This window comes from Streptomyces sp. WY228 (assembly GCF_019287315.1).
Classification (GTDB): domain Bacteria; phylum Actinomycetota; class Actinomycetes; order Streptomycetales; family Streptomycetaceae; genus Streptomyces; species Streptomyces caviscabies.
The window spans coordinates 3,171,851-3,196,176 of the sequence record NZ_CP079114.1; the positions used below are offsets into that span (position 1 = coordinate 3,171,851).

General features: G+C 73.0%; 24 protein-coding genes. 8 read left to right on the forward strand and 16 right to left on the reverse strand.

The features are described from left to right. Positions 1 to 10: 10 nt before the first annotated feature. The 8 genes from KV381_RS13685 to KV381_RS13720 form a co-directional block, all read right to left on the reverse strand. Positions 11 to 1,312, reverse strand: a complete 1,302-nt coding sequence (locus KV381_RS13685; RefSeq protein ID WP_218785284.1) for a cytochrome P450 — start codon at positions 1,310 to 1,312, stop codon at positions 11 to 13. Continuing rightward, complete coding sequence (locus KV381_RS13690; protein WP_218785285.1) at positions 1,309 to 2,865, reverse strand: tetratricopeptide repeat protein; 1,557 nt, start codon at positions 2,863 to 2,865, stop codon at positions 1,309 to 1,311. Before KV381_RS13690 ends, KV381_RS13685 begins: the two co-directional genes overlap by 4 nt. Before the next feature lie 41 nt (positions 2,866 to 2,906). Beyond that, positions 2,907 to 3,902: a nucleoside triphosphate pyrophosphohydrolase gene (locus KV381_RS13695; RefSeq protein WP_218785286.1), complete on the reverse strand. Its 996-nt coding sequence runs from the start codon at positions 3,900 to 3,902 to the stop codon at positions 2,907 to 2,909. A gap of 70 nt (positions 3,903 to 3,972) precedes the next feature. Further along, positions 3,973 to 4,626 carry a SurA N-terminal domain-containing protein gene (locus KV381_RS13700; protein WP_086779866.1) on the reverse strand — a complete coding sequence of 218 codons (654 nt, stop codon included), beginning with the start codon at positions 4,624 to 4,626 and terminating at the stop codon, positions 3,973 to 3,975. A gap of 122 nt (positions 4,627 to 4,748) precedes the next feature. Next, positions 4,749 to 6,401, reverse strand: coding sequence for a serine/threonine-protein kinase (locus KV381_RS13705; protein WP_218785287.1), 1,653 nt, complete (start codon positions 6,399 to 6,401; stop codon positions 4,749 to 4,751). Next, complete coding sequence (locus tag KV381_RS13710; RefSeq protein ID WP_193463049.1) at positions 6,398 to 7,003, reverse strand: hypothetical protein; 606 nt, start codon at positions 7,001 to 7,003, stop codon at positions 6,398 to 6,400. Before KV381_RS13710 ends, KV381_RS13705 begins: the two co-directional genes overlap by 4 nt. A 117-nt stretch (positions 7,004 to 7,120) precedes the next feature. Beyond that, on the reverse strand, positions 7,121 to 7,681 hold the full coding sequence (locus tag KV381_RS13715; RefSeq protein WP_256995232.1) for an isochorismatase family protein: 561 nt from the start codon (positions 7,679 to 7,681) through the stop codon (positions 7,121 to 7,123). 92 nt (positions 7,682 to 7,773) lie between these two features. Beyond that, a complete protein-coding gene (locus KV381_RS13720; protein WP_030086192.1) occupies positions 7,774 to 8,520 on the reverse strand; it encodes an N-acetyltransferase in 747 nt (248 codons plus the stop codon). Positions 8,521 to 8,658: 138 nt separating this feature from the next. Here KV381_RS13720 and KV381_RS13725 point away from each other — a divergent pair, with 138 nt between their 5' ends. Then, positions 8,659 to 9,303 carry a GNAT family N-acetyltransferase gene (locus KV381_RS13725; RefSeq protein WP_218785288.1) on the forward strand — a complete coding sequence of 215 codons (645 nt, stop codon included), beginning with the start codon at positions 8,659 to 8,661 and terminating at the stop codon, positions 9,301 to 9,303. Positions 9,304 to 9,404: 101 nt separating this feature from the next. Further along, complete coding sequence (locus tag KV381_RS13730; protein WP_218785289.1) at positions 9,405 to 10,064, forward strand: hypothetical protein; 660 nt, start codon at positions 9,405 to 9,407, stop codon at positions 10,062 to 10,064. 58 nt (positions 10,065 to 10,122) lie between these two features. Here the strand turns inward: KV381_RS13730 and KV381_RS13735 are convergent, their stop codons facing one another. Together KV381_RS13735 and KV381_RS13740 are read right to left on the reverse strand one after the other, a co-directional pair. Beyond that, positions 10,123 to 10,896 carry an HNH endonuclease family protein gene (locus KV381_RS13735; RefSeq protein ID WP_218785290.1) on the reverse strand — a complete coding sequence of 258 codons (774 nt, stop codon included), beginning with the start codon at positions 10,894 to 10,896 and terminating at the stop codon, positions 10,123 to 10,125. A gap of 144 nt (positions 10,897 to 11,040) precedes the next feature. Then, the gene (locus KV381_RS13740; protein WP_030086205.1) at positions 11,041 to 11,349 is read right to left on the reverse strand and encodes a helix-turn-helix transcriptional regulator; all 309 of its coding nucleotides are present in this window, start codon (positions 11,347 to 11,349) and stop codon (positions 11,041 to 11,043) included. Positions 11,350 to 11,410: 61 nt separating this feature from the next. Between KV381_RS13740 and KV381_RS13745 the strand changes: the two genes are divergently transcribed. Further along, the gene (locus tag KV381_RS13745) at positions 11,411 to 12,403 is read left to right on the forward strand and encodes a zinc-binding dehydrogenase (RefSeq protein ID WP_218785291.1); all 993 of its coding nucleotides are present in this window, start codon (positions 11,411 to 11,413) and stop codon (positions 12,401 to 12,403) included. Between the two features lie 116 nt (positions 12,404 to 12,519). On the opposite strand, the gene KV381_RS13750 is transcribed toward KV381_RS13745, so the two are convergent. After that, positions 12,520 to 13,497, reverse strand: coding sequence for a hypothetical protein (locus tag KV381_RS13750; protein ID WP_256995063.1), 978 nt, complete (start codon positions 13,495 to 13,497; stop codon positions 12,520 to 12,522). A 126-nt stretch (positions 13,498 to 13,623) separates the two neighbouring features. On the opposite strand from KV381_RS13750, the gene KV381_RS13755 reads away from it, so the two are divergent. Both KV381_RS13755 and KV381_RS13760 read left to right on the forward strand, forming a co-directional pair. Continuing rightward, a complete protein-coding gene (locus KV381_RS13755; RefSeq protein WP_218785293.1) occupies positions 13,624 to 14,226 on the forward strand; it encodes a TetR/AcrR family transcriptional regulator in 603 nt (200 codons plus the stop codon). 126 nt (positions 14,227 to 14,352) lie between these two features. Beyond that, positions 14,353 to 15,213 carry a nucleotidyltransferase domain-containing protein gene (locus tag KV381_RS13760; protein ID WP_050505037.1) on the forward strand — a complete coding sequence of 287 codons (861 nt, stop codon included), beginning with the start codon at positions 14,353 to 14,355 and terminating at the stop codon, positions 15,211 to 15,213. Positions 15,214 to 15,215: 2 nt separating this feature from the next. Here KV381_RS13760 and KV381_RS13765 read toward each other — a convergent pair whose 3' ends face one another. After that, positions 15,216 to 16,001, reverse strand: coding sequence for a GntR family transcriptional regulator (locus tag KV381_RS13765; RefSeq protein ID WP_030632830.1), 786 nt, complete (start codon positions 15,999 to 16,001; stop codon positions 15,216 to 15,218). Next, the gene (locus tag KV381_RS13770; RefSeq protein WP_030632827.1) at positions 15,998 to 16,537 is read right to left on the reverse strand and encodes a GntR family transcriptional regulator; all 540 of its coding nucleotides are present in this window, start codon (positions 16,535 to 16,537) and stop codon (positions 15,998 to 16,000) included. Before KV381_RS13770 ends, KV381_RS13765 begins: the two co-directional genes overlap by 4 nt. 143 nt (positions 16,538 to 16,680) lie before the next feature. Between KV381_RS13770 and KV381_RS13775 the strand changes: the two genes are divergently transcribed. After that, on the forward strand, positions 16,681 to 17,073 hold the full coding sequence (locus tag KV381_RS13775) for an ATP-binding protein (RefSeq protein ID WP_030632824.1): 393 nt from the start codon (positions 16,681 to 16,683) through the stop codon (positions 17,071 to 17,073). Positions 17,074 to 17,153: 80 nt separating this feature from the next. On the opposite strand, the gene mfd is transcribed toward KV381_RS13775, so the two are convergent. Beyond that, on the reverse strand, positions 17,154 to 20,687 hold the full coding sequence (mfd, locus tag KV381_RS13780) for a transcription-repair coupling factor (RefSeq protein WP_030086216.1): 3,534 nt from the start codon (positions 20,685 to 20,687) through the stop codon (positions 17,154 to 17,156). Between the two features lie 445 nt (positions 20,688 to 21,132). Here mfd and KV381_RS13785 point away from each other — a divergent pair, with 445 nt between their 5' ends. Then, entirely contained in the window at positions 21,133 to 22,140 is a 1,008-nt protein-coding gene (locus KV381_RS13785; RefSeq protein WP_078846061.1) for a helix-turn-helix transcriptional regulator, read from the forward strand. A gap of 135 nt (positions 22,141 to 22,275) precedes the next feature. On the opposite strand, the gene KV381_RS13790 is transcribed toward KV381_RS13785, so the two are convergent. Continuing rightward, positions 22,276 to 22,536 carry a hypothetical protein gene (locus KV381_RS13790; RefSeq protein ID WP_030086220.1) on the reverse strand — a complete coding sequence of 87 codons (261 nt, stop codon included), beginning with the start codon at positions 22,534 to 22,536 and terminating at the stop codon, positions 22,276 to 22,278. Next, positions 22,533 to 23,945: an amidohydrolase gene (locus KV381_RS13795; protein ID WP_373461027.1), complete on the reverse strand. Its 1,413-nt coding sequence runs from the start codon at positions 23,943 to 23,945 to the stop codon at positions 22,533 to 22,535. Before KV381_RS13795 ends, KV381_RS13790 begins: the two co-directional genes overlap by 4 nt. A 195-nt stretch (positions 23,946 to 24,140) precedes the next feature. Here KV381_RS13795 and KV381_RS13800 point away from each other — a divergent pair, with 195 nt between their 5' ends. Continuing rightward, complete coding sequence (locus KV381_RS13800; protein WP_003968635.1) at positions 24,141 to 24,317, forward strand: thiazolylpeptide-type bacteriocin; 177 nt, start codon at positions 24,141 to 24,143, stop codon at positions 24,315 to 24,317. Positions 24,318 to 24,326 lie beyond the last annotated feature (9 nt).

Below are 24,326 nucleotides of genomic sequence, written 5' to 3' on the forward strand. Positions count from 1 at the left end.
CACGTGAAAGTCACAGAGTTGACAGCGTGTCACTTTTTTCGGAGCGGCTGCCCGGCTCGAACTCGACCGGAAGCGTACGCAGTCCACGCATGATGAGCCCGCCGCGCCAGCGCAAATCGTCAGGTTCTCCCGCAAGTCGCAGGTCAGGGAGGCGTCTCAACAGCGTGGCCAGCGCGGTCTGCCCCTCCAGCCTGGCCAGCGGCGCCCCCAGGCAGTAATGGATGCCGTGCCCGTATCCGAGGTGCTGATTGTCACTCCGCGCAAGGTCCAGTGTGTCCGGATCCGCGAACCGCTCCGGGTCGCGGTCGGCCGCCGCCAGCACCACCAGGACGGGATCCCCGGCGGCGATCTCCTCGCCGCCCAGGGTCAGCGCCTCGGTGGCGTACCGCCAGGTCGCCATCTCGACCGGCCCGTCGAACCGGAGCAGTTCCTCCAGCCCGGTCGCCAGCAGCGCGCTCTCCCCGGCGTCCAGCGAGGCTTCCAGCCCGGCCCGCTGCTCGGGATGGCGCAGCAGCGCGTAGGTCCCGTTCCCGATCAGATTGACGGTCGTCTCGAACCCGGCGAAGAGAAGGATGAACGCCATCGCGGCCGCCTCGTTCTCCGTGAGGTGCTCGCCGTGGTCGCTGGCCCGGATCAGCCCGGAGATCAGGTCGTCGCCGGGGTTCTCCCGCTTCCGGTGGATGAGTTCGGCGAGATAGCCGCGCATCTTCTTCACCGACCGCGCGACCCCGCCCCGCGGCCCGCCACCGTGCCGGATCATCATGCCCGCCCAGTCCCGGAAGTCGTCCTGGTCCTCACGCGGGACGCCGAGCAGATCGCAGATGGCGTAGATGGGGAGCGGAAAGGCGAGGTCGTGGATGAGGTCGGCCTGCCCCTTCTCGATGAACTCGTCGATGAGCCGGTCCGTCAGCTCCTGCACGCGGGGCGCGAACTCCGCGACCCGGCGCGGGGTGAACGCCTTGGACACGAGCCGGCGCAGCCGGGTGTGGTCCGGCGGATCGATATTGAGCAGATGCGTCATCAGCTCCGCCTTGCGCTCCCCCGGGATCCCCGTCTTCCCCTTGGCGTGCGGCGACTCGGCGTGGTTGGCCGGATTCTTGGAGAGCCGCGCGTCGGCGAGCGCCTGCCTGGCATCCCCGTACCGGGTCACGAGCCAGGCCTCGACCCCGCTGGGCAGGGCGGTGCGGTGCACGGGGCGGTGCTCGCGGAGCCAGGCGTAGGCGGGGTAGGGGTCGGTGGCGAACTCCCAGGTGAAGAGTTCGGGGCCGCTTTCGGGGGTGGCGCTGTGGGGGCAGGCGGGGGTGTCGTTCACGCCTTGACGTTATCGGGCGGGGTGTCGGTGACCGTGCGCAGTGCGGGGAGGGCCTGCCCCGCGGTGGTGTGGCCGGCCTCCGCCGCCCGGGTCAGCCAGCTCTGCGCTCGGCCGGCGAGCAGCATGCCCAGCTGGTACTGCGCCCGTACGACGCCGGCCTCGGCGGCCTGCTCCAGGTACCGGCTCGCCTCCGGGTCGCGCCCCATCAACAGCTGGCCGATGTCCGCCGCCGATTCGGCGTGCCCGGCATCCGCCGCCCTGCGGAACCAGTGCATGGCGGTTTCGACGTCGCCCATCACGGCATTGATGTGACCGAGCAACGCGGGGATCTCCGGGTCGGTGTCGGCCAGGGGCACCAGCTCCTCGTGTGCGCGCCATCTCACCGCCCAGCGCTCACCTTTGTCGGGTGCCACGACGAACGCGAAGCTCCACATGCCGGTCGGTACGGGCGGGGCGTCCGGCCGTCCCTCCACGTCCGCGACGAGCGATCCGAAGACGGACCATGCGGCCGGCCGCACCCCGGGTACCAGGGACAGGAGCCCGGTCACCCCGTGCCGGATGTCGGCGGCCCAGGCGAGCGCGTCCTCGAAGGACTCCGCCTCGGCCGCCGCGGCCTCCTCCGGATACAGCTCCTGCGCGTTGAGGAGCGCCCGCGCGGAGATACGGGAGACCCCGCACCGGCCGAGGTCGATCGCCGCCCGCACCAGCAGGTGGCCGCGCGGGTGGGCGTCCGGCCGACGCGCCCGGCGCCACTCCTCCAAGAGTTCGGGGCCGACGGCAAGGTACTCGGGCACGGTGTGTACGCCGTGCCGTGCGGCAGCGGCCCGCAAGCGGGGCTCCTGGTCCGAAGCGGCCAGGCGCCCCAGCTCGCTCTCGCTCCACTCCCGCTGCAACTCGACCGGTTCCGCCCCGCTCAGTACCCGCGCACGGTCCGCCGTACCGAAGCGACGGGCGTCGTACGCCCCGTCGTCCATCGTGGCCAGCACGGGCACGCGCAGCCGGACGAGCTCCGCGAGAACGGCCGTGGTGAGCCCGTGCTCCCCCAGATGGCCTTCCAGGTCGTCCAGCCACAGGACGCAGACCTGCTCGCCCCGCTCGCGCAACAGTGCCGGCAGGCCCCGCAGATCCGCCCCGGGCGACGGGGCGAAGATCCGTGTCGTGCCCGACAGATTGCTGAACAGGGCGGCCCACGCCGTCCGGGTCTTACCGGAGAGCGGCGCCCCGGTCACCACCACCAGACCGCCCGAGCTGACCGCCTCGCGGACCCGGGATCCCAGCGCCCGGTCGCAGTCCCGTTCCACGTACGGCGGCAGCGGTGACTCTCCGGGCAGGCGTCGGGTCCGCCGCACCCCGAGGGCGATCGGCTCCGCCGTGCCCAGCTGCGGCCACTCCGGGACCGGCGGCAGGGAGGAGTGGGCGGGCGGCCCGTAGTAGGTGTGCACGCCGCCGCTGAAGGTCCCGGTCTGGACGACCGGGGCGTGGAATCCGCCGCCCGAGACGGAGTTGCCCACGCCCGCCACCGTGCCGTCCGGCGCTTCCCGGTCCTCGGCCACGCCCAACCCCCGCCCCTCGTCAAGCCCCTGGAGTCACCGTACTAACCCGCCCCGCCCTCCGCCGCCACGATCGCGTCCCGGTACGCGCGGGCCGCCGCGCGCAGGGCGGCCTCCGGGTCGGTGCCGTTCGCCTCGGCGGCGACGGCCAGGGCGAGGAGGTCGTAGCCGATGGTGTCGCCCGTCGGGAGGGGCACCGTGAGGCCCGCCGTGCGGACGCGGCTCGCCAGCTTCGCGGCGAGGGCCAGGCCGGGCTGGCCGAGGGGGACGCCCTCGGTGACCGACGTGCGCTGCTTCTCGATCGCCTTCGTGCGCAGCCAGTGCGCGTGGACGTCCTCGGGGGTCTCCGCCGTCTCGTCGCCGAAGACGTGCGGGTGGCGGTGGATCAGCTTCTCGACGAGGCCGCCCGCCACGTCGTCGATGGCGAAGGGCTCGTCGGGATCCTCCTCCGCGATGCGGGCGTGGAAGACGACCTGGAGCAGGACGTCGCCCAGTTCCTCGCGCAGTTCGTCCCGGTCGCCGTCCTCGATCGCCTCGACCAGTTCGTACGCCTCCTCGATGGCGTACTTGGCGAGGCCCCGGTGCGTCTTCTGCGAGGTCCAGGGGCATACGCGGCGGATCCGGTCCATGACCTGGACCAGGTCGAGGAGGCGGGCGCCCGGCAGGTCGTACGAGCCGGGGAGCAGCTCCAGGTCCGGCATCGCCACCCGGCCCGAGCCCCCGAGTCGGGCCAGGCCGTCGGTGAGGGGGGCGTTGCCCTCGCCGCCGGTCAGGACGACCACCGTCCGGCCGCCCGCGCAGTCCGCGACCAGTTCGTCCGCGGTGGGCGCGGCGTGTTCGACGCGTACGCCCGCCTCGCGCAGGTAGGGCAGTTGCGGCTGGTCCGGATCCGCGCACAGGACCCGGTCGGCGGCGTGCAGGGTCTGCCAGGCCGGCCAGGACAGCAGGCCGGGCGCGACCCGGTGGCTGGCGGTGAGCAGGACGATGCGTCCGGGGTCGGCGGGGGTCTCGACGGAGGTGTCGGGGGCTTCGGCGTTCACCCTGCGAACCTACCTCCGGAAGCGATCCTGACTCCGGCCCCGGCCCCGGTCCCAGCCCCGGTGGGGGCGGTCAGGCGTCCGTCGGCTGCTCGGGGGCGAACTCGGTGCGCTGGGTGATCCAGGGCGCGCTGTAGTCGCCGAGCTGCATCTTCTGGTCGTCCCAGGTGCCGAAGCGCGGGTTGACGTCGATGTCCAGGGCCTTCGACGCCTTGGTGAGGGCCTCGCCGACCGCCTGCTGACCCGCGGGGGTACCGAGGTCCGCGCCGAGCGCCCGGGCGAGCTTCGGGAGCTGGACCTCCTGGCGCATGTCGGCGTCGATCTGGTCCGGGGCGACCCAGCGCTGCTGGAGCATCATCGCCTCGAACTGCTCCTCGCCGCCCTGCTGGGCGAGGCTGGCCTGCCGCATCTCCTGGACTTCCTTGCGGGTGACCGTGACCCCCGCGTCCGCGGCGGCGCGGTCGAGGATCCGGCCGAAGATCAGCCCGTGCAGCTTGGCGCGGTTGAGCTGGCCCGACTTGTTCACCAGCTGGGCGGCCTGCGGGGAGCTCTCCTGGGCGCTGCGGACGTCCGCCGCACTGGCCTGGACCGCCGAGACCTCGATCCGTTCGCCGCCCACGACGGCCGCGGCACCGGGGTGGGCCTGGTTGCCGCAGGCCGAAAGGAGCGGCGCGGCAACGAGCGTTGCGGCGAGGACGGCGAGCGCGGTGCGACGACGGCGGTGCAAAGGAGCCTCCCGGGGAGAGTTTGTGCATGGGTGCACAAAGCCTTGCGGTGATCGATGTTAGGCAGTGGATGTGGTGCGTGCCACTGATTCGACCAACGATTCCGGAGGAGTTGGGGATGTGGTCAGCCGCCGCGGACGTCCCGCTGGTGGCTGAGCAGGCGGCGCAGGTCCATCGGCAGCGGGTGGTGCGGCCCGTAGCTGCGCTCGGCGTCGTACAGCAGGGCCTGGAGCTGGGCCCGGCCCGCGGTGTGGTCGCCGACCGCCAGGAGCAGCTGTCCGATGCGGTGCCGGATGTCGAGTGCGCGGCCGGGGTCGGAGGTGACCGCCCCGTAGGCGTTCTCGTAGAACGGGAGGACCGCGCGGTACTCGCCCAGCGCGGCCCCGGCCTCGCCGAGCTGTTCGAGGCACTGGGCCACGTCGTAGCGGAACTGGAGGGCCTGGGCGTCGCCCGGTCCCGCCTCGGCGGCGCGGTCCCCGGCGAGACGGCGCAGTTCGGGCAGGGCGCGGCGGTACTGCCCGTCGTCCATCAGCGTCGCGGCGTACTGCTTGCGCAGGATGCGGACGACCGGTGAGTGCTCGCCGTGCTCGGCGGCGGCGGCCGGGAGGGTGGCCCCGAGGACGTCGACGGCCTGGGTGATCCGGCCCTCGCCGAGCAGCTTCTTGACCTCGTCCACGGCCCGCGCGACATCCGGCCGGGCGGGCGGCGGGGTGGCGTGGGGCGGAGTGCTCGGCGGTACGGGGGTGGCCCGGGCGGGCGACGCGAGGACGGCCGGGGGCGGGGTGAAGGACGGCGGGGCGGCGAGCGTGGGCGGCGGCGCGGCGAAGGTGGCCGGGGCGGGCACGGATGCGGGGGTGGCGGCCCGGTCCGGCCAGGGCGCGTGCGGGCGCAGGAACGGGCGGGTCGGGTCGAGCGGCGCGGCGGGCGTCCCGTGCTTGGGCAGCAGCGGGGCCAGCTCCTCGTACACCTCCTGCGCGGAGGCCGGCCGGTCGCCCGGGTCCTTGGCGAGCAGCCGCAGCACGAGGGCTTCGAGCGGTACGGGGATCTCGGGGCGGGTGCGGCGGACCGGGACCGGGGGCTCGTACAGGTGGCGGTGGAGCACGCCGAGCGCGGTGGAACCGGCGAACGGCACGTCTCCGCTGAGGAGTTCGTGCAGGACGACCCCGAGGGCGTACAGGTCGGTGCGCGGGCCGACCGCGCCGCCCATCGCCTGCTCGGGGGCCATGTAGGCCGGGGAGCCGATGGGTGAACCGGTGTGCGTGAGGCGGGTGGTGTCCGTGTCGAGGACGGAGGCGACGCCGAGGTCGAGGACGGTGACGGTGCCGTCGGGCCGGACCATGACGTTACGGGGCTTGAGGTCGCGGTGGACGATCGGCACCGCGTGCACCGCGCTGAGGACCGCGCAGAGCTGGGCGGCGACCGCGACGGCCCACGGCCAGGGGTACGGGGACCGCCCGGCCAGGTGGTCGGCGAGGTCGGCGCCCTCGACGTACTGCATGACGAGGTAGAGGTCGTCGTCGTCGCTGCCCGCGTCGTGCACGGTGACCAGGCCGGGGTGGTCGACCTGCGCGGTGACCCGGCACTCGCGGACGAACCGGCGGCGCAGTTCGTCGGCCGCGTCGCTGCCGGTGGGCCCGGCGACCCGGTCGGGCCGGAGCAGCTTCACGGCGACGCGGCGGTCCAGGCGGCGGTCGTACGCCGTCCACACCTGGCCCATGCCGCCCTGGCCGAGGATCGACGCCAGTTCGTACCGGTCGGCGATGATCCGCCCGCTCACCGGCCCTCGCCCTCCTTGTGCTCCTTGTTCTCCTTGCGGAGGTAGTCGCTCAGTTCGTCCAGCTCCGCGCGGACCTGGTCGAGGCGCTGGGGCGCGGGCGTGGGCGTGGGCGGCGGGGTCGGCACGGTGTAGGGGTTGGGCTGCGGCCGCGGCTGGACGACGTGCTGCTGCTGGTACGGGAGCGGCGCGGGGTGCACGGGCGCGGTGGCGGCGTACGGGGACGGGAGCGTGGGCGTGGGCGTGGAGCCGAGGGAGTTGTAGTGGCGTATCTCCGCGTACAGGTAATACGTGATGACCCCGGCCAGCACGCCGACGAGCCAGAGGAACAGGACCACCGCCGCCGCGTCCGACATGTCGTCGGGGTCGTCCGGGGTGGCCATGATGAAGACGAACAGCCCGCCGTTGAGGAGCGCCACGACCACCAGCAGGATCCAGTCGCGCGGCCTGCGGGTGACGATCGCGAGCCGCAGCATCGCCGCCCAGCCCAGCAGGCCGCAGCTCAGCACGGTCACCAGCACGAGGATCACGCGCACGGCGGTGAGCGTCGCCTGGGAGGGCCGGGGTGTCGTCGGCTGCTGCGGCGTGAGGCCGTAGCCGTGCATGTGCTGCTCCTGGGGCGCGGATGGCGGACGTGTGGGGTGAGCGTATACACCTCCGCCGACCGGCCGTCCCGGTTGTGCCCATCGTTGTGCCCAACCGTTGTGTCCGGCCGTCGTGCGTCAGTTCACCCGGGGGCCGGACCCGGCCGGGGCGCGTCCGCCGAAGTCCACCTCGGCCGCCCGCAGTACGCGCACCCGGCGGCCCGGGAAGCGGAGGTTGCGGTAGATCTCGTTGTGGTGCGCGACGGACGCTTCCGGTGCGGCGTACGGACCGGAGCCGTCCGGCCGGACCGAGGTGGTGTGCCCGTCCGCGACGAGGACCACGTCGTACCCCCGGCTCAGCGCCTGCCGGGCGGTGGACTCGACGCAGATCTCGGTGGCGAACCCGGTGACGACGACCTCGGTGACGCCCCCGGCCCGCAGGATCGCGTCCAGCTCCGTGTCCAGGAAGCTGTCCGGGGCCGCCTTGGGCACGACGGACTCGCCGTGGGCGGGGGCCAGTTCGGGCACGATCCGCCAGCCGTCGGTCCCGGGCTCCAGCTCCTCGTCCCGCTGCTGCGCGAACACCACCGGGGCGCCGGCCGCCCGGGCCCGCGCCTGGAGACCGGCGATGGCCGCGACGGTGCCGGACGCCCGGTGGGCGATGGCGACGAGGGCCTGCTGCATGTCGACGACGAGCAGCGCGGAGACCGTCCTCCCGCCCGTCCGCGTCCGCTCTCTCGTGTGCTTCCCCGTGTGCTTCCCCGTGTGCTCCCTCTCGCCCGGGTTCGCCGTCACAGCCGGTGCCGTACCCAGACGTTGGGCTCGACGTAGACCGCGTACCCGTGCGCGAGCGCGCAGTGCACCGGGACCAGCGCCCCCGGCACCTCCACCGGACCGTCCGTGTCGAACGGCAGCCCGGTCCACTCCCGCCACTGCGCGAGCGAACCGCTCACGGTCATGGACACGGTGGCGACCGAGTCCACCGTGCCGCCCGCCCGGACGTGGACCCGCAGCCACGGGTCCTCGGGCAGCCCGTCCTCGGGGCGGGTCAGCCGGACGTACTCCTCCATCGGCAGGCCGGGCCGCAGATGCTTGCCGCTCGGCCGCACCGGGGCGACGACCTCCCGGAGGCCGTGCCGTGCCGCGTTGTCGCGCATCGCGGCGAGCATCCGGCCCGATATCCCCTTGCCCTGATGGCCGGTGGCCACCGTGATCTCGATCGCGCCGACCGTGTCGGGCGTGCGCCCGCGCCGCAGGTCCGCGAACGCCCACAGAAGCATCCGGTCCCAGCCGCCGACGGGCAGTTCCCCACGCCCGGGGGCGTCCAGCACGAAGGGCACGCTGTAGGCGCGGGCCACCACGACGCCCTCGGGGTCGGTGGCGACCAGGACGTACTGGGGGAACTCGACCGCGATCCGGGCGAAGTTCGCCCAGCCGACGATGTCCTCCAGCACGAACTCCGGCCAGGTGTCCGGCATCCGGTCCAGGGCGGCGGCCAGCTCCGGGCGCTCGGCGAGGGTGGTGATGTGCAGCTTCATGGGCGCGACCCTAGGCGGACCGCACCGCTCCGACCAGCGAATATCGCCCCGGACGACCATCGCGCACCCCGGGCCGCCGCACATCGCGGTGGGACGCCGGCCCCGGCAGGCCGCCGCCGCCCGCTACCGTCCCGCCCCATGACGACGACACCACCGCCCGACCCCACCGATTCCCCCAACTCCCCCTCCCCCTCCCTCGCCTCCCCCTCCCTCGCCTCCGCCTCCGCTTCCGCCGCCTCCTCCTCGGATTCCCCCGGCCCCGTCCTGATCCGTCCCTGCCTGCCGACGGACCTCGACATCCTGGAGCGGCACATGCCCTCGCCCGGCCGGACCCGGCGGCACGCGGACCGGTTCGACCGGCAGGAGCAGGGGCTCACCACCTTTCTGACCGCCTGGATCGACGACGTACCCGTCGGAACGGCACAGATCCTGTGGCAGGGCTGCGCGGCCCCCGAGGTGCAGGCCCGCTTCCCCGGCTGCCCCGAGCTGAACGGGCTCGGGATCTGGCCACCGGACCTGCGCTCCCGGGGCATCGGCACGGCGTTGATCCGGGCGGTGGAGCAGCGGGTCCGCGAGGCGGGCCATGACCTCATCGGCCTGGGCGTGGACGACGACAACCCCCGGGCGGCCGCGCTCTATCTGCGGATCGGCTACCGGGAGACCGGCTGCCGCTATCTGGACCGGTACGCGTACCTCGACGCCGACGGTGTCCGGCAGGAGGTCGCGGATCCGGCCCGCTTCCTGGTCAGAAGCCTGGGCGAGGCCTCGGCCGGACCGGAGTGATCCGGCCGGAACCAGCCGGAATCTGCCGGAACCGTGAAGTGTGCATGCCGCGTCCCCACCCGTGACTTCGTCCCCGTGCACCACCCATCAGGAGCAGAACCATGACCCAGCCCGGTACGACACCGACCCGCCCCCGGAGAGCAGCCGGGTGCCTGCAGAGCATCGTGGTGCTCGCGGTGATCCTCGGCCTGGGCTACGGGGCGTCCAAGATCTTCGGTGACGACTCGTCGACGTCGAAGTCCTCGTCGTCCTCCTCGTCCGCCTCGGACGGCAAGGGCGGCTCCTGGGAGATCGGCGACTGCGGCGGTCCGGACCCGGAGAACAAGCCGGACGGCTACCGGGCCTACGACTGCGACGAGTCGGGAGCGACGTTCAAGGCGCTGGAGCTCAAGCCCGCGAGCTTCATGCCCGACTCGATCCAGTGCCCGGCCGGCACGGACCTGATCATCCAGGTCTCCCGGGTCTTCGGCTCCGGCGACGGCAAGAAGGGCGGCGGCATCCCGACCCACACGGTCTGCGGCCGCAACCTGTCCGACGACCACCCGGGCGACGCGGGTGCCGGCGGCGGTCAGCTCGTCGAGGGCGACTGCATCTCGGCGACCGCCAAGGAGATCACCTGCGCCTCGGCCGGGGCGGAGGACTTCAAGGCCCTCGGACTCGTCAAGGACAAGAAGGAGTGCCCGGCGGCGACCACCGAGCCCATGCAGCTGATGATGGCGATCGGCCGCCCGTACGACGTCATCTGCGGCGGCAAGGTCTAAAGACCCCACTCCCTCTCCCCGGTGCGGCGGCCGTGGTGGCGGCCGTGGCGGCGGCCGCTCAGCCGCCGCACTGGGCGAGCATGGCCTGCTTGTCGGCCGCCGTGACGGGGAGTTCGTACTTCAGCGAGACCTGGGCGAACCGCACCGCGTAGGAGCAGCGGATCGGCTTGTACGGCGGCAGCCAGGAGGCGGGGCCGGAGTCCCGCTTGGCGTTGTTGGCCGGGCCGTCCACCGGGATGAGGTTGAGCGGGTCGTTGGCGATCTGCTCGCGCTTCTGCTCGTTCCAACGGGCCGCGCCCATCTGCCAGTCGTAGGACAGCGGCATCACATGGTCGATCTGCACCTTGGTCGCCTGCTGCTTGCGCCAGTCGATGCTCTCGCCGGTGTAGGGGTCCTGGAGGGTCATCGCCATGACGATGCAGTCGGAGCCCGACTTGTGCTCGATGTCCTTGCCGTCGCGGGCGAGAAGGTCGTTGCGGGTGTCGCAGCCGTTGCGGGCGAGCGGGATGCCGTCGATGCCGTCCTTCCAGGCGTAGCCGAACTTCTTCCGCTCGTAACCGGTCTTCGGGCCGCGCCCCTTGGTGGCCACCTTCTCGATGATCTTCCGGGCGGCGGCCCGGTCCGCCTCGGTGGTGAGGGGGGCCAGGCCCGGCTTCGTACCGTCCGGGTTGTCCAGCGGGCTCACGCCGAAGCCCTCGGCGGACTGTGCGCCGCCGTTCGTGCCACCGCCGTCGGCCGCGAGGTCGTCGGGGCCGCAGCCGCCCGCCAGGGCGATCGCGACGAGGGCGCCGATGGCGGGCAGGGCCGCGCGGTGCGTACGGGGAGCTATCACGGGGAGCCGTCCTGACGGTGAGGAGACCGGACGCCGAGAATCCTATGGGCGGCCGGACACGCCGCGTGGACCCCCGGTGACCGAACCGGACAACGAGGGGTGGCGAGGGACCGCGAGGGACGGCGAAGGTTCGGAAAGAGAGAGCTAGAACACGTCGCGCAGGGTCTCCAGGAGGCGGGCGATGTTCGCCTCGTCGCGGCGGTAGTAGGTCCACTTGCCCCGCCGCGTGGCGACCACCAGCCCTGCCTGCCGCAGGATCGCGAGGTACTGCGAGGTGGTCGACTGCCCCAGCCCGGCACGCTGCTGGATGTCGGTCACGCAGACGCCGATCTCGACATCGCCGGGGGCCTGGCCCGGGAAGCTCATCGGCTCCTTCAGCCACTCCAGCATCTGCCGGCGGGCCGGGTTGGACAGGGCCCGGAACACAGCCAGCAACTCCGTCTCCGAGAACACGATGTGATCGTAACGCAATAACATATTGGTAATTCGCGATATAACGATCTACCCTCGCCACATGTCGACTTCGATGCGTGCGATGGAACTCGTCCACTTCGGCGACGCGGACACCGCGTTCGCCGCCCGAGAACTGCCGAGACCCGCTCCCGGCCCCGGCCAGGTACTGGTGCGTGTGCACGCCACATCCGTGAACCCGCTGGATCTGCAGACCCGGCGCGGCGACTACCGCGACGAGGTCGCGCTGCCCGTGGTGATCGGCAACGACGTGTCCGGCGTGGTGGTCGGGACCGGCCCCGGAGCGGACGACTTCCGGCCGGGTGACGAGGTCTGGTATCTGGCGCCGGTGTTCGCCGGGCAGGGGACGTACGCCGAGTTCCACGTGGTCGACCAGGCCCTGGTCGCCCGCAAGCCCGAGGGGCTGTCGCACGTGGAGGCCGCCGGCCTCGCGCTCGTGGGCGTGACGGTGTGGGAGGCGCTGGTCGAGCGAGCCGGGGTGCAGGCCGGGGAGCGGGTCCTGGTGCACGGTGGAGCGGGCGGGGTCGGCTCGGCCGCCATCCAGGTCGCCCACGCGCTGGGGGCCGAGGTGGTGACCACCGCGCGGGCGAAGGACCACGAGTTCGTCACCGGGCTGGGAGCCGACACCGTGATCGACTTCTCGGCCGGTGACTACGTACCGCGGGTCCAGGAGCTGGGCAGGGTGGACGTGGTCCTGGACACGGTGGGCCGGGACACCCTCAGCCGGAGCCCGGAGGTCCTCGCCGACCGGGGCCGCGTGGTCTCCATCGTGGACATCCCCGAGCCGCAGAACCTGCTCGCCGCGTGGGGCGTGAACGCGACCTACCACTTCCTCTTCGTCAGCCCCGGCCGGGCGAAGCTCGACGCGCTGAGCCGGCTGGTCGAGCGGGGCGAGCTCCGGCCGGTGATCGGCGAGGTGCTGCCGCTGGCCGACATCGCGGACGCGCACGCGCTGCTGGAGGGCGGCACCGTCGGCGAGGGCCGCCGACGCCCTCGCGGCAAGATCGCCATCGCCGTGCAGCCCGAGCACGGATGAGCCGCGCCTGAGCCCCCTCCCCGGGCTCCAGCCCCGGCCCCGGGGGCTTCTCCTTTTCCGCGCGGGTTCTGCTCGGGTTCTGCTTCCGCGCGGGTTCTGCTCGGGTTCTGCGCGGGTCACACCTTCCCGATGCCGAGGGTGTTCTCGGACGGCAGCAGCCCCGAGCCGATGACCTCCAGCCAGGGCTCCCCCAGCAGCTGCGCCAGCCGCTCGCGCCCCGACTCCCTCAACGCTCGCCACGGCGCGGCGGCCTCCTCGTCGGTGCGCAGCTCCACCTTCGTGCGCAGTTCGCGCCCCGCGTCCGTGGCCGTGCCGTCCGCCGCCAGCAGCCCGCGCTCCCGGAGCCGCTGGCGGGCCGCACCCCACTCCGCCGCGCTCCACCCCCGGCTCGCGAACACCTCGGGGGCCGCCGCGCCGACCGCCGCGAAGGAGACCAGCGCCTCGACCGGGTCGAGGCCCGCCTCGGCCAGGACGGCGATGTGCCCGTCGCCCCGGTGTTCGCGCAGGACGGTCGCCGCGTGCCAGAGCGCCAGGTGCGGGGCGTCGGGCCAGGGCAGGGCGGAGTTGGCGGGCCCGAGGCCGCCGGGAGCCACCGGGGCCTTGGCTGCACCGAGGCTGCCGGGAGCCACCGGGGCCTTGGCTGCACCGAGGCCGCCGGAAGCCACCGGGGCGTTCGCGACTCCAAGGCCACCCGGGACGCCAGGGCCCGCCGCCTCCGCCGCGCGGCGGGCCAGCGCGGCGGCCTCCGCGAACTCCGCCCCCTCCACCCGGTCCCCGAACAGCGCCCGGTAGGCCCGGTCGACCGCCCGCAGCCGGGCAGCGAGGACGACGTCCGGGGCGGCGGTCGCCCAGCCGCCCGGAACGTATCCGCCCACCATCGCCGGGGCGAAGCTGTGGAACGTCCGCACCACCTCCCGCGCGTCGGCCGCCCCCAGCGGGGCCGCGCGCCAGGCGAAGTAGCTCGCCCAGCGCTCCGTGGTGTCGTACCCGAGCGCGGCGGCCTCCTCGAAGGCTGCGGGGGCGTAGTACAGGACGGCGTGCAGGGGCTCCAGGAGGTGCCACATCTGCCGCACGCGAGCCGGCTCTCCGGTCATGATCTCCACCTCTCCCGGGCTTCCCGGGCGGGAATCACTCATCTAGTCAATGCCTAGATCGAGCCTCCAGCATGGCCCGCACCTCCAGAACTTGTCAATGACTAGATGCCGGGTAGGGTGCTGCCCATGACCAGCGAGCGCGAACGGACCTACCACCACGGCGACCTGCGGCGCGCCATCCTGACCGCCGCCCTCGACGTCATCACCACCGAGGGCCCCGCCGCCCTGAGCCTGCGCGATCTGGCCCGCCGGGCCGGCGTCTCGCACGCCGCGCCCGCACACCACTTCAAGGACCGCACGGGCCTGCTGACCGCCGTGGCCGCCGAGGGGTACGCCCTGTTCGCCGACGCGCTGACCGGAGCGCCGGACCTCCGGGAGCGGGGCGTGGCGTACGTACGGTTCGCGGCGACGCACCCCGCACACTTCCAGGTGATGTTCCAGCCGGACCTCTACCGGACCGACGACCCGGACCTCCTGGCCGCCCGCGCCAGGGCGACCGACGCGTTGCGCGCGGGCGTGTCGGACCTCCCGCCGGCCGGCCGGGGCGAGGACGACCGGCTCGCCGGGGTGGCCGCCTGGTCCCTGGCCCACGGCTTCGCGACGCTGCTGCTCACGGGCAACCTGTCGGACGCGATGGAGGGCCGGGACCCGGAGGAGGCGTTCCGGTCGCTCACGTCGTTGATCTTCACGCCGGAAAACACGGCGACGGGTGACGGTGGCAGCCCCTAGGCTGCCTCGCATGGGCGTTTCCTGAGCGACGAACGAGGTCCCGCAGCGGGACCGGAAGCAGCCCGGTGCCGACCGCCGGGCCCCGTTCGCCTGCCTACGCACCCACGCCACTCAGGAGACCCGGCCATGCCGCACGCACGCCCCCGCCCTGCCCGTACACCCCTGCCCGCCGACGCCTTGCCGCTGGACCGCCGCATCGAACTGCTGCGCACGACAGCGGAGGCCGACCCCCGCGTGGAGGGCGTCCTCCTCTACGGCTCGTGGACGCTCGGCGAAGCCGACGCCCACTCGGACCTGGACGCGTATGTGTACGTGCGCGAGGAGGACGTCGACGCCTTCGACGGGCGGGAGTTCGTGGAGCGGCTGGCCCCGCTGAAGCTGGCGTACACCAACATGTACGGCATCCTCGCCGTGGTCTTCGACGACCTGATGCGCGGCGAGTTCCACGTCGAGCCCACAGGCCCCGGCATCGCGGAAATCGCCACCTGGCGCGACCAGGTCCACCTCCCCCGCCCCGAGGCGGCCGTACTCCTGGACCGCACCGGCAACCTGACCGCCGCCGCCCGCGAACTGGCCGTCTTCAACCCGCCGGAGCCGGTGACCACCGCCCAGCAGCTCACGGACGAACTGGCCAACTGGACCCTGATGCTGGCCCACGTACAGACCCGGGGCGAGCACGCCCGCGCCCACAACCTGCTGCACGCAGTGATCGCCCCGCTCCAGCTCAAGCTCTGCCGCCTGCTGCGCGGCTCGACCACCCACTGGCTCACCCCGAGCCGCGCCCTGGAGGCGGACCTGCCGGGCGCGGACGTCGAGCGGTACGCCACGACCACCGGGCCCTTGACCCCGGAGGCCCTCCGCACGGCGGCGGCGAACAGCTGGCGGTGGAGCCGCGAGCTGGCGGCTGAGGCGGCAGAACGGTGGGGCATCCGGCTGCCGCTGGGGCTGCACGAGGAGATCGCGGGGGCGCTGACCTCGGCCGGGTGACCTCAGTCGTCAACGGGCCCGAACTCGTACTGCACCTCGTACAAGTGCCCCGCCTTGACCATCACTGTGGCCTCGATGGGCCTGTCGTCGTCGCTGAACACCACCCGCAGCGTGCGCAGGACCGGCAGGTCACCCGGCAGTCGGAGCAGTCGGTACTGCTCCTGGGTCGCGACTCGCGCCGAGACGCGGTCGACGCTGAGTCTGGGCGGGTAGCCGAACGAGGCCAGGAGGGTAGGTGTGCCTCCCGGGATGCGGCGGCGTTCGGTAATGGCGGTGCCTTCGGCGATGTCCAGCGGGTAGTACGACGCGACGAGCTCGGCGGGCTCGTCGTCGATCGACAGGAGTTGATGGCGCAGGATTGCCGTGCCGCCCGGCTGGAGCCCCAGCGCGTCCGCGACATCCGCCGGAGGTTCGACCTCAGCGACGTCCAAGAGCGTGCTGCGGGCGCGTGCGCCGGAGTTCGCCGCCTCGGTCAGCCAGCGGTAGGGCTCTCCTGACGGGGACGGCGCCATGTACGCGGCGGGGCGTATCGTGCGCTGCCGGTGTTCGCGTACGGTCACCGACGCACCCGCCCGGCCGACCACGAGGTGTTCGCCCTTGAGGAGTTGCAAAGCCTTCTGAACGGTGGCGTTCGCAGCGCCGAACCGCTCCTTCAGCTGCGCGGTGGAGGGCAGGCTGTCGCCCGGCGCGAGGTTCCCGGACATGATGTCGTCCCGCAGGTCGGCCGCGATCCGCTCGTGCAGCGGGCGGCTGTCCGCCTCTTCCGTCTCCGGTCCGTGCACCGTCATCCGATCCTGATCTCGTACCGCAGCCTCTGACCCCGGGGAGGCATGACCATCACATCGGCCTGGATCGGCCGGCCCTCCGCGTCCAGGGTGAGCCGGGTCAGTTCGAGCACCGGCTCGTCTGCCTTCAGCGACAGCGACGCCCGCTCGTTCTCGGACGGCATGCGGGCTGCGACGTCCTCCCGCGCCCGGGCGCCGACGTATCCGAGTTCGGCGAGCAGCCGGACGGCCCCTCCTCGGATCTTCGCCGTGCCGGCCAGCCCCGTACCCCGCGCGATCTCCACGGGGTAGTAGGTGTCGGTCAACTCGCACGGTTCGCCGTCGAGATACATGATCCGCCGCCGTCCGACGACCTGTCCGCCGGGTTCCACCCCGAGCAGGCCCGCCACGCGCTCCGGTGCGGCGACTTCACCGGCACTCACGATCTTCTGCGTGCCCCGTCGCCCCGCCGACGCCGCCTCGGCGTTCCAGACGTCGCCTCCGCCCTCCGTCGGCGCCAGGTAGTGAGTGGACGCGCTGATCACTTCGTCCTCGCCCATGGGCTCCTCCTTCGCCGACGACGGACCTTGCCGGTGCACACGGTAGGCGACTCCGTCGAGCACCCCAAAGGCCACCTTGCCACCTTTCGCGAATAGCAGTACGGTCACCTCGTTACGGCCCACGAGCAAGGCGGTGAACCACCGTGTCCTCTTCGCAGTTACGGCGCTTCCCCCGACGGCGCACATCCGTCGGTGCCTCACGCGATTTCGTCGTCCATGTCCTCAGGGAATGGCAGCTCACGGACCTGATCGACGACATAGAGCTCTGCGCTTCGGAGCTGGCGACCAACGCTCTGCTCCACGGCGTCCCGCCGGGACGGGAGTTCGCCGTCCGGCTCGACCTGACGGATGACCTCGTACGACTGGCGGTCCGCGACAGCGGCGACGGGCGGCCGGAGATTCAGCACCCGGACGAGAGCAGTTGCTCAGGGCGCGGCCTGTTCCTCGTCGGTGAACTCGCGGCGGACTTCGGTATCGACCGCCACGTCGTGGGCAAGACGGTGTGGGCCGCGTTCAAGCGGCCCCCCGCGCCGTAGCCCCGCCCAGCCGAAACGCCTCGGGCCCCGCCGGGTGAGCAAACCCGGCGGGGCCCGATCGTTCGCGAGACTCCGGGGCGCTACGACCCCAGGATCGTCGTCAGGAACTCGCCCGTCCACGCCAGCAGTTCGCGGCCGATGACCGGCTTGCCGCCGATCCTGCCCGTCGTCGGGCGCGGGACCAGGATCTGGTGGGCGGCCGGCTTGATGATCGTCTTGGGGTGCAGGCGCTTCAGGCGGAGTTCCTGGGACTCGCGCAACTCCACCGGGGCGAAGCGGATGTTGGAGCCCTGGAGGACGATCTCGCCGACTCCGCAGGCGCGGGCCAGCATGCGCAGGCCGGCGACCAGGAGGAGGTTCTCGACCGGTTCGGGCAGCGGGCCGTAGCGGTCGGTCAGCTCCTCGCGGACCGCGCGGATGTCGTCCTCCGAGGAGGCCGAGGCGATGGCGCGGTACGCCTGGAGGCGCAGCCGCTCGCCGGGGGCGTAGTCGTGCGGGACGTGCGCGTCGACCGGGAGCTCGATCTTGACCTCCAGCGGCGGCTCCTCCTCGACCCCGCCCTCCATCTGGGCCCGGTAGTCGGCGACCGCCTCGCCGACCATGCGGACGTACAGGTCGAAGCCGACGCCCGCGATGTGGCCGGACTGCTCGCCGCCCAGCAGATTGCCCGCGCCGCGGATCTCCAGGTCCTTCATCGCCACGTACATGCCCGCACCCATCTCCGTGTGCTGGGCGATCGTCGCCAGGCGCTCGTGAGCCGTCTCCGTCAGGGGCTTCTCGGGGGGATACAAGAAGTAGGCGTAGCCCCGGTCTCGGCCTCGGCCCACCCGGCCGCGCAGCTGGTGGAGTTGGGAGAGGCCGAAGTTGTCGCCGCGCTCCACGATCAGGGTGTTGGCGTTGGAGATGTCGATGCCGGACTCGACGATCGTCGTGGAGACCAGGACGTCGAACTTCTTCTCCCAGAAGTCCACCACCACCTGTTCCAGGGCCGCTTCGGACATCTGGCCGTGTGCCGTGGCGATGCGCGCCTCGGGGACGATCTCGCGGAGGCGGGCGGCGGCGCGGTCGATGGACTCGACCCGGTTGTGGATGTAGAACACCTGGCCCTCACGCAGGAGTTCACGGCGGATCGCCGCGCCGATCTGCTTCTCCTCGTACGGGCCGACGAAAGTGAGCACCGGGTGGCGCTCCTCCGGCGGGGTGGTGATCGTGGACATCTCGCGGATGCCGGTGACCGCCATTTCGAGCGTACGGGGGATGGGGGTGGCGGACATGGTGAGGACGTCCACGTTGGCGCGGAGCTTCTTCAGCTGCTCCTTGTGCTCGACGCCGAACCGCTGCTCCTCGTCCACGATGACCAGGCCGAGATCCTTGAACTTCGTCTCGGAGGAGAACAGGCGGTGGGTGCCGATGACCAGGTCGACCGAGCCGTCCTTCAGGCCTTCGAGGGTTGCTTTGGATTCCGATTCCGACTGGAAGCGGCTCAGGGCGCGGACGTTGACCGGGAATTGGGAGTAGCGCTCGGTGAACGTGCCGTAGTGCTGCTGGACCAGGAGCGTCGTCGGGACCAGGACCGCCACCTGCTTGCCGTCCTGCACCGCCTTGAACGCCGCCCGGACCGCGATCTCCGTCTTGCCGTAGCCGACGTCGCCGCAGATCAGCCGGTCCATCGGGACCGTCTTCTCCATGTCCTCCTTGACCTCGGCGATCGTGGACAGCTGGTCGGGCGTCTCCGCGTACGGGAACGCGTCCTCCAGCTCGCGCTGCCAGGGGGTGTCCGCGCCGAAGGCGTGGCCGGGGGCCGCCATCCGGGCGGAGTACAGCTTGATCAGGTCGGCGGCGATCTCCTTGACCGCCTTCTTCGCGCGCTGCTTCGTCTTCGTCCAGTCCGCACCGCCGAGCCGGTGCAGCGTCGGGGCCTCGCCGCCGACGTACTTGGTGACCTGCTCCAGCTGGTCGGTCGGGATGTAGAGGCGGTCGCCGGGCTGGCCGCGCTTGGCCGGGGCGTACTCGACGAGCAGATACTCGCGGGTCGCGCCCTGGACCGTGCGCTGCACCATCTCCACGTACCGGCCGACCCCGTGCTGCTCGTGGACGATGTAGTCGCCGACCTCCAGCGTCAGCGGGTCGATCGTCTTCCGGCGGCGGGCCGGCATCCGGCCCAGGTCCTTGGTGGCGGTGCGCTGGCCGGTCAGGTCCGTCTCGGTGAGCACCGCCAGCTTCAGCGCCGGGTCGACGAAACCCTGCTCGATCGCTCCGCAGGAGACGTGGACGAGGGACGGGGCGATCTCGGTGAGGTCCGCGTCGAGGCGGGCCGCGATGCCCTCGCCGCTCAGCACCTCGACCGTACGGGAGGCGAGCCCCTGGCCCTCCGTGACGTACACCGTGCGCCAGCCGTCGGCCAGCCAGCCCTTGGTGTCGGCGAGCGCACGGGCGGTGTCGCCCCGGTACGCCTCCGGCGCGTGCATGGAGAGCTGGAGGGTGTCGTCGTCGTGGTCGGCGGCGTCGGCCGCGAACGGCGAGATCGACCACCACATCATGTCCAGCTCACGGGCCCGGTCCCGGACGTCCGCGATGCCCCAGAGCGAGGCCGCGCCCACGTCGATCGGGGCCTCGCCGCCGCCCGCGCTCGCCGCCCACGACGCCTGGAGGAACTCCTGGCTGGTGGCGACCAGATCGGCCGCCCGGGTGCGGACCCGCTCCGGGTCGCAGACGATCGCCATCGCGTCCTTCGGCAGCACGTCGAGCAGCAGCTCCATGTCGTCGACCAGCACCGGGGCCAGCGACTCCATGCCCTCGACCGCGATGCCCTCGGCGATCTTGCCGAGCAGTTCGCCCAGCTCGGGGTGTTCCTCGGCGAGCACGGCGGCCCGCTCGCGGACCTGGTCGGTCAGCAGCAGCTCACGGCAGGGCGGGGCCCACAGTCCGTGCGCCGCGACCTCCAGCGACCGCTGGTCGGCGATCTTGAAGTAGCGGATCTCCTCGACCTCGTCGCCCCAGAACTCCACCCGAAGGGGGTGCTCCTCGGTCGGCGGGAAGACGTCCAGGATCCCACCGCGTACGGCGAACTCACCGCGCTTCTCGACCAGTTCCACCCGGGCGTACGCGGCGGCCGCCAGCGCGTCCACCACCTCGCCCAGGTCCGCGCTCTGCCCGCCCGCGAGGCTCACCGGCTCCAGCTCGCCGAGCCCCTTGACCTGCGGCTGGAGCACGGAGCGGATCGGCGCGACGACGACGGACACCGGGCCGGTCTCCGGGTCGTCCGCACGCGGATGCGCCAGGCGGCGCAGCACGGCGAGGCGGCGGCCCACGGTGTCCGAGCGGGGCGAGAGCCGTTCGTGCGGCAGGGTCTCCCAGGACGGGAACTCCGCGACCGTGTCCGGCGGCAGCAGCGTGCGCAGGGCGGCGGCCAGATCCTCGGCCTCCCGGCCCGTGGCGGTGACGGCCAGCACGGTCCGGCCGGTCTGCCGGGCCAGCGCGGCCACGGCGAACGGCCGAGCGCCGGGCGGGCCCACCAGGTCGACATGGGACCGGTGCCCGTCCCCGGCGGCCTTCACCGCCTCGGCGAGCGCCGGGTCCGTAACGACGACATCCAGCAGACCGTGCAGACTCATGAAGTTTCCGTCCGGGATCAGATCAGGGGCAACGCGAAGGGCCCGACACGTGGGACGCGCCGGGGGTTCCAGGTTACGACCCGGGGGTGACAGCCGCGCCCGCAACCGGCAGCCGGGCTGCTGTCGCCCGGATCCGCGGACCGGCCGCCCGTGCCGTGCCCGCTTCGCCGCTCATGCCACGGGCCGCTCCGCCGCCCGTCGTGCCGACCCCGCCGCTCGTCGACGGTCGCGCACCGTTCATCTCCGTATCGCACACAGTTGTGCCGGAGATCCTCACAGGAGTGATCCCAGCGTCTAGTCTTTGCCCGACCCTTGCACAACAGGTGTTCCAAGAACGTCATACAGGCAGTACCGAGCACGGGCGGAGCGAGCAGCGGCCGGGGCGGGCGGCGCGGGGCGATCCCCCTCGGTGCGGGCCCCACGGCATCAGGCATCGGGGGCGTACGTGGGCGAGAACGAGATGTCTGTCTTCGGGGTCCCGGAGGCCGAGGAAGAGATCTACCGGCACTTCCTGCGCAACCCCGGCACCCGCGCCGACGACCTCCACCTCCTGCTGCACTCGCGGCCCCAGGACGCCCGCGCCCGGATCGCCCGGCTCCAGGAGCTGGGGCTGCTGCACACCGAGGACGCGGAGCTGCGGATCTTCCCGGCGGACCCCGAGGTGGCGCTCGCCCGGCTGGTGGACGTACGGCTGGCCGCGCTCCATCAGGAGCTGCAGCGCGTCACCCGGTCGCGGCACGTCATTGATGGTCTACGCGCGGAGCAGGGGGCCCGTACGCCCCCTCCGCAGGGCATCGAGCAGCTGGAGGGGCTGACCCAGATCCGTAACCGGATCGACGACCTCGCCTTCTTCGCCCGCGACGAGATCCTGTCCGTGGAGCCGTACACCCGGCTGTCGGCGGAGAACATCGCCCGGTCCCGTCCGCTGGACCTGCGCTGTCTGCGGCGCGGGGTGCGGATCCGCAACGTCGTCTCCAGCGTGGCCCTCCAGGATCCGCCGACCGCCGCCTATCTGCGGGAGCTGGCCGAGCACGGGGCGGCGATCCGGGTGACGGCGGACACCACCGAGCGGCTGCTCGTCTACGACCGCCGGGCGGCGCTCGTCCCGCTGGACCCGCGCGACACCTCGCGGGGCGCGCTCCTCGCCCACCGCAGCGGCCTGGTCTCCAACATCATCTCCCTGTTCGAACGGATCTGGGACCAGGCGGACGATCTGTCCCGGGCGGCCGACGGCGCGGAGAGCGGGGAGGACGCCGCCGCGCCCCGGCCCACCGGCATCGAGCGGCGGGTGCTGGTGTCGATGTGCACGGTGGGCAAGGACGAGGCGGGCGCGCGGGAGCTGGGGGTGTCGGTGCGGACCTATCGGCGGCATGTCGCCGATCTGATGCAGACGCTCGGCGCGGCCAGCCGGGCGCAGGCCGCGCTGCTGGCCCGCGAGCGCGGCTGGATCTGACCCGCCGGGGCGGCCCCTGGGCTCCGTGGGATCTGGCCTCCGGAGTGACCCCGGAGCCCCGTGGGTTCTCACCTGCGGAGTGACCCCTGGGCCCGGTGGGTTCTGACCGCCGGGGCGGCCCCTGGGCCCCGTGGGTTACGCCTGCGGCTCCTCGGTCCAGCCGCGCAGGGCCGTGTCCGCCAGGACGCAGGTGACCGCGCGCCGCACCGCCGACGCGTCCGTCGCCCCGGCCAGCTCGACCCGCAGGACCACCCGGTCCTGGTCCACCTCGGGGTGGCAGGACCAGTGGCCGGGGAGGAGGCCCAGCAGCCGGACGACGGTGGTCCAGCCGGTCGGGGCCGCCCGGTCGCGGCGTACGAGGACGACATCGGCGACGCCTGCCCGCCCGGCCGTCATGACGCCGCCTCCGGGGACCCGGCGGGCCCCGGGTCCAGCACCTGCCGGGCCGCCGCCGCCAGCGCCCCGATGCCGACGGGCAGGGCGGCCCGGACGTCGGGGGCGAAGCCGGGGGCGTGGTTGGGCGGTACGGGTGTGCCTCCGGCGCGGGCGGTCCGCCAGGGCCCGGCCCCGGTGGTCCCGAGCATCCAGTACGCGACCGGGACCGCGCCCGCCGAAGCTCCGGGCCCGGCGTCTCCGCCCGGTCCGCTCTGTCCGCCCGACGCGAAGTGCGGGAAGTCCTCCGTGGCCGCTGAACCGGCGAGGTCCAGCACCCGGCCGGGCCCGAGCAGCGCCTCGTGGGCCCGGCGCACCCGGGCGGTCAGCGCCGGGTCGGGGCGCAGGGCGGGCGAGCGGGCGGTGACGGTGAACTCAGGAGTGCGCGGGGCTCCGGACGCGGCGGCCTCGGCCCGGACGACGCGTTCGGCGGCGGCCGCCAGCCGGTCGAGCGCCTCCTCGGTGAACGCCCGCACGGTGAGCGAGAGTTCGGCGTGGTCCGGGGTGATGTTGCCGCGCTCGCCGGCCCGCACCGAGCCGACCGTGAGCACGGCCTGTTCGGCGGGCGCGGTCGCCTCGGCCACGACCGTACGGAGCCGCAGCACGGTGGCGGCGGCCATCAGGACCGGGTCGACGTTGAGGTGCGGGGTCGCCGCGTGACCGCCCCGGCCGTGCAGGACCGCCTCGACGGCGAGGCTCCCCGCCATCAGGGGCGGCCCGCCCGCCGGGACATGGGCGAGGGTTCCGGCGGGCAGCGGGGCGGCGTGCTGGGCGAGCACCGCGTCGGGCACGCCGAACCGCTCGTACAGCCGGCCCTCCGTCAGCAGGGACCGGGCCCCGCGCAGCGTCTCCTCCTCCGGCTGGCCGACGACGAGGACCGTGCCCCGCCAGCTGTCCCGGGTCGCGGCGAGGTGCGCCACCGCCCCGGCGACCGCCGCGATGTGCAGGTCGTGGCCGCAGGCGTGCATGACGCCGGGGGTGGTGCTGGCGTACGGCAGCCCGGTGGCCTCGGTGACGGGCAGCGCGTCCAGCTCGGTGCGCAGCAGCACGGTGGGTCCCGGCCCGTTGCGCAGCACCCCGACGAGTCCGTGGCCGCCGCCCACGGAACGGGTGACCGTACAGCCGTGCTCGGCCAGCCGGGCGGCGAGGCGGTCGGCGGTGCGGTGTTCGTGGCCGGAGAGTTCGGGGTGGGCGTGCAGGTCGAGGTAGAGCTCGACGGCGGCCCGGAGCAGCGGGCGCGGCAGGGGCCCGCCTCCCGGCGGCCGGCCCCCCGGAGCCCTCCCGTCCTCCCGCACCGCCTCTCTCGCCGCCTCCGCTCCCGTCGCGTGCCCGTCGTCGTCCGCGTCCTTCGCCGTTCCCGCCGCTGTGACCACCGCGCACCTCATCTCTGCTCAACGAGCCTGCTCCGTACGGCTGTCACGTGGCGCGCCGTCGCCCTGTCAGCAGGTGCCAGCGATGTGACAGCGAAAACGCGGCCGATGTGACAGCGGCCGCCCCTCCAATGGGTCCAGCACCCGGGCACCGGATCGGAACAGCCGGCCGGCCCCCACGAGACCAGGGAGATCACCATGGCCCCCAAGACCGAACTCGCCACCCTCGCCGACGAGATCCTGGAGCTGGAGTCGGAGACCTTCGAGATCTCGGACTACTCCGACGCGTCGGAGGTCGTCCTCGCCGGTTCCACGTCGTGCTCCTCGACGTCGACCTGCTCCAGCACCACCAGCACCACCTCCTGCAGCGCCTGACACCGGTTC

Bases quoted from the DNA above. Each gene is read 5' to 3' on its own strand.
- KV381_RS13720 (WP_030086192.1), bottom strand. From the start codon at position 8,520: ATGAAGCTGCACATCACCACCCTCGCCGAGCGCCCGGAGCTGGCCGCC.
- KV381_RS13765 (WP_030632830.1), bottom strand. From the start codon at position 16,001: ATGACGGTGCACGGACCGGAGACGGAAGAGGCGGACAGCCGCCCGCTG.
- KV381_RS13755 (WP_218785293.1), top strand. From the start codon at position 13,624: ATGACCAGCGAGCGCGAACGGACCTACCACCACGGCGACCTGCGGCGC.
- KV381_RS13750 (WP_256995063.1), bottom strand. From the start codon at position 13,497: ATGACCGGAGAGCCGGCTCGCGTGCGGCAGATGTGGCACCTCCTGGAG.
- KV381_RS13800 (WP_003968635.1), top strand. From the start codon at position 24,141: ATGGCCCCCAAGACCGAACTCGCCACCCTCGCCGACGAGATCCTGGAG.
- KV381_RS13760 (WP_050505037.1), top strand. From the start codon at position 14,353: ATGCCGCACGCACGCCCCCGCCCTGCCCGTACACCCCTGCCCGCCGAC.
- KV381_RS13730 (WP_218785289.1), top strand. From the start codon at position 9,405: ATGACCCAGCCCGGTACGACACCGACCCGCCCCCGGAGAGCAGCCGGG.
- mfd (WP_030086216.1), bottom strand. From the start codon at position 20,687: ATGAGTCTGCACGGTCTGCTGGATGTCGTCGTTACGGACCCGGCGCTC.
- KV381_RS13770 (WP_030632827.1), bottom strand. From the start codon at position 16,537: ATGGGCGAGGACGAAGTGATCAGCGCGTCCACTCACTACCTGGCGCCG.
- KV381_RS13725 (WP_218785288.1), top strand. From the start codon at position 8,659: ATGACGACGACACCACCGCCCGACCCCACCGATTCCCCCAACTCCCCC.
- KV381_RS13745 (WP_218785291.1), top strand. From the start codon at position 11,411: ATGTCGACTTCGATGCGTGCGATGGAACTCGTCCACTTCGGCGACGCG.
- KV381_RS13710 (WP_193463049.1), bottom strand. From the start codon at position 7,003: ATGCACGGCTACGGCCTCACGCCGCAGCAGCCGACGACACCCCGGCCC.
- KV381_RS13790 (WP_030086220.1), bottom strand. From the start codon at position 22,536: ATGACGGCCGGGCGGGCAGGCGTCGCCGATGTCGTCCTCGTACGCCGC.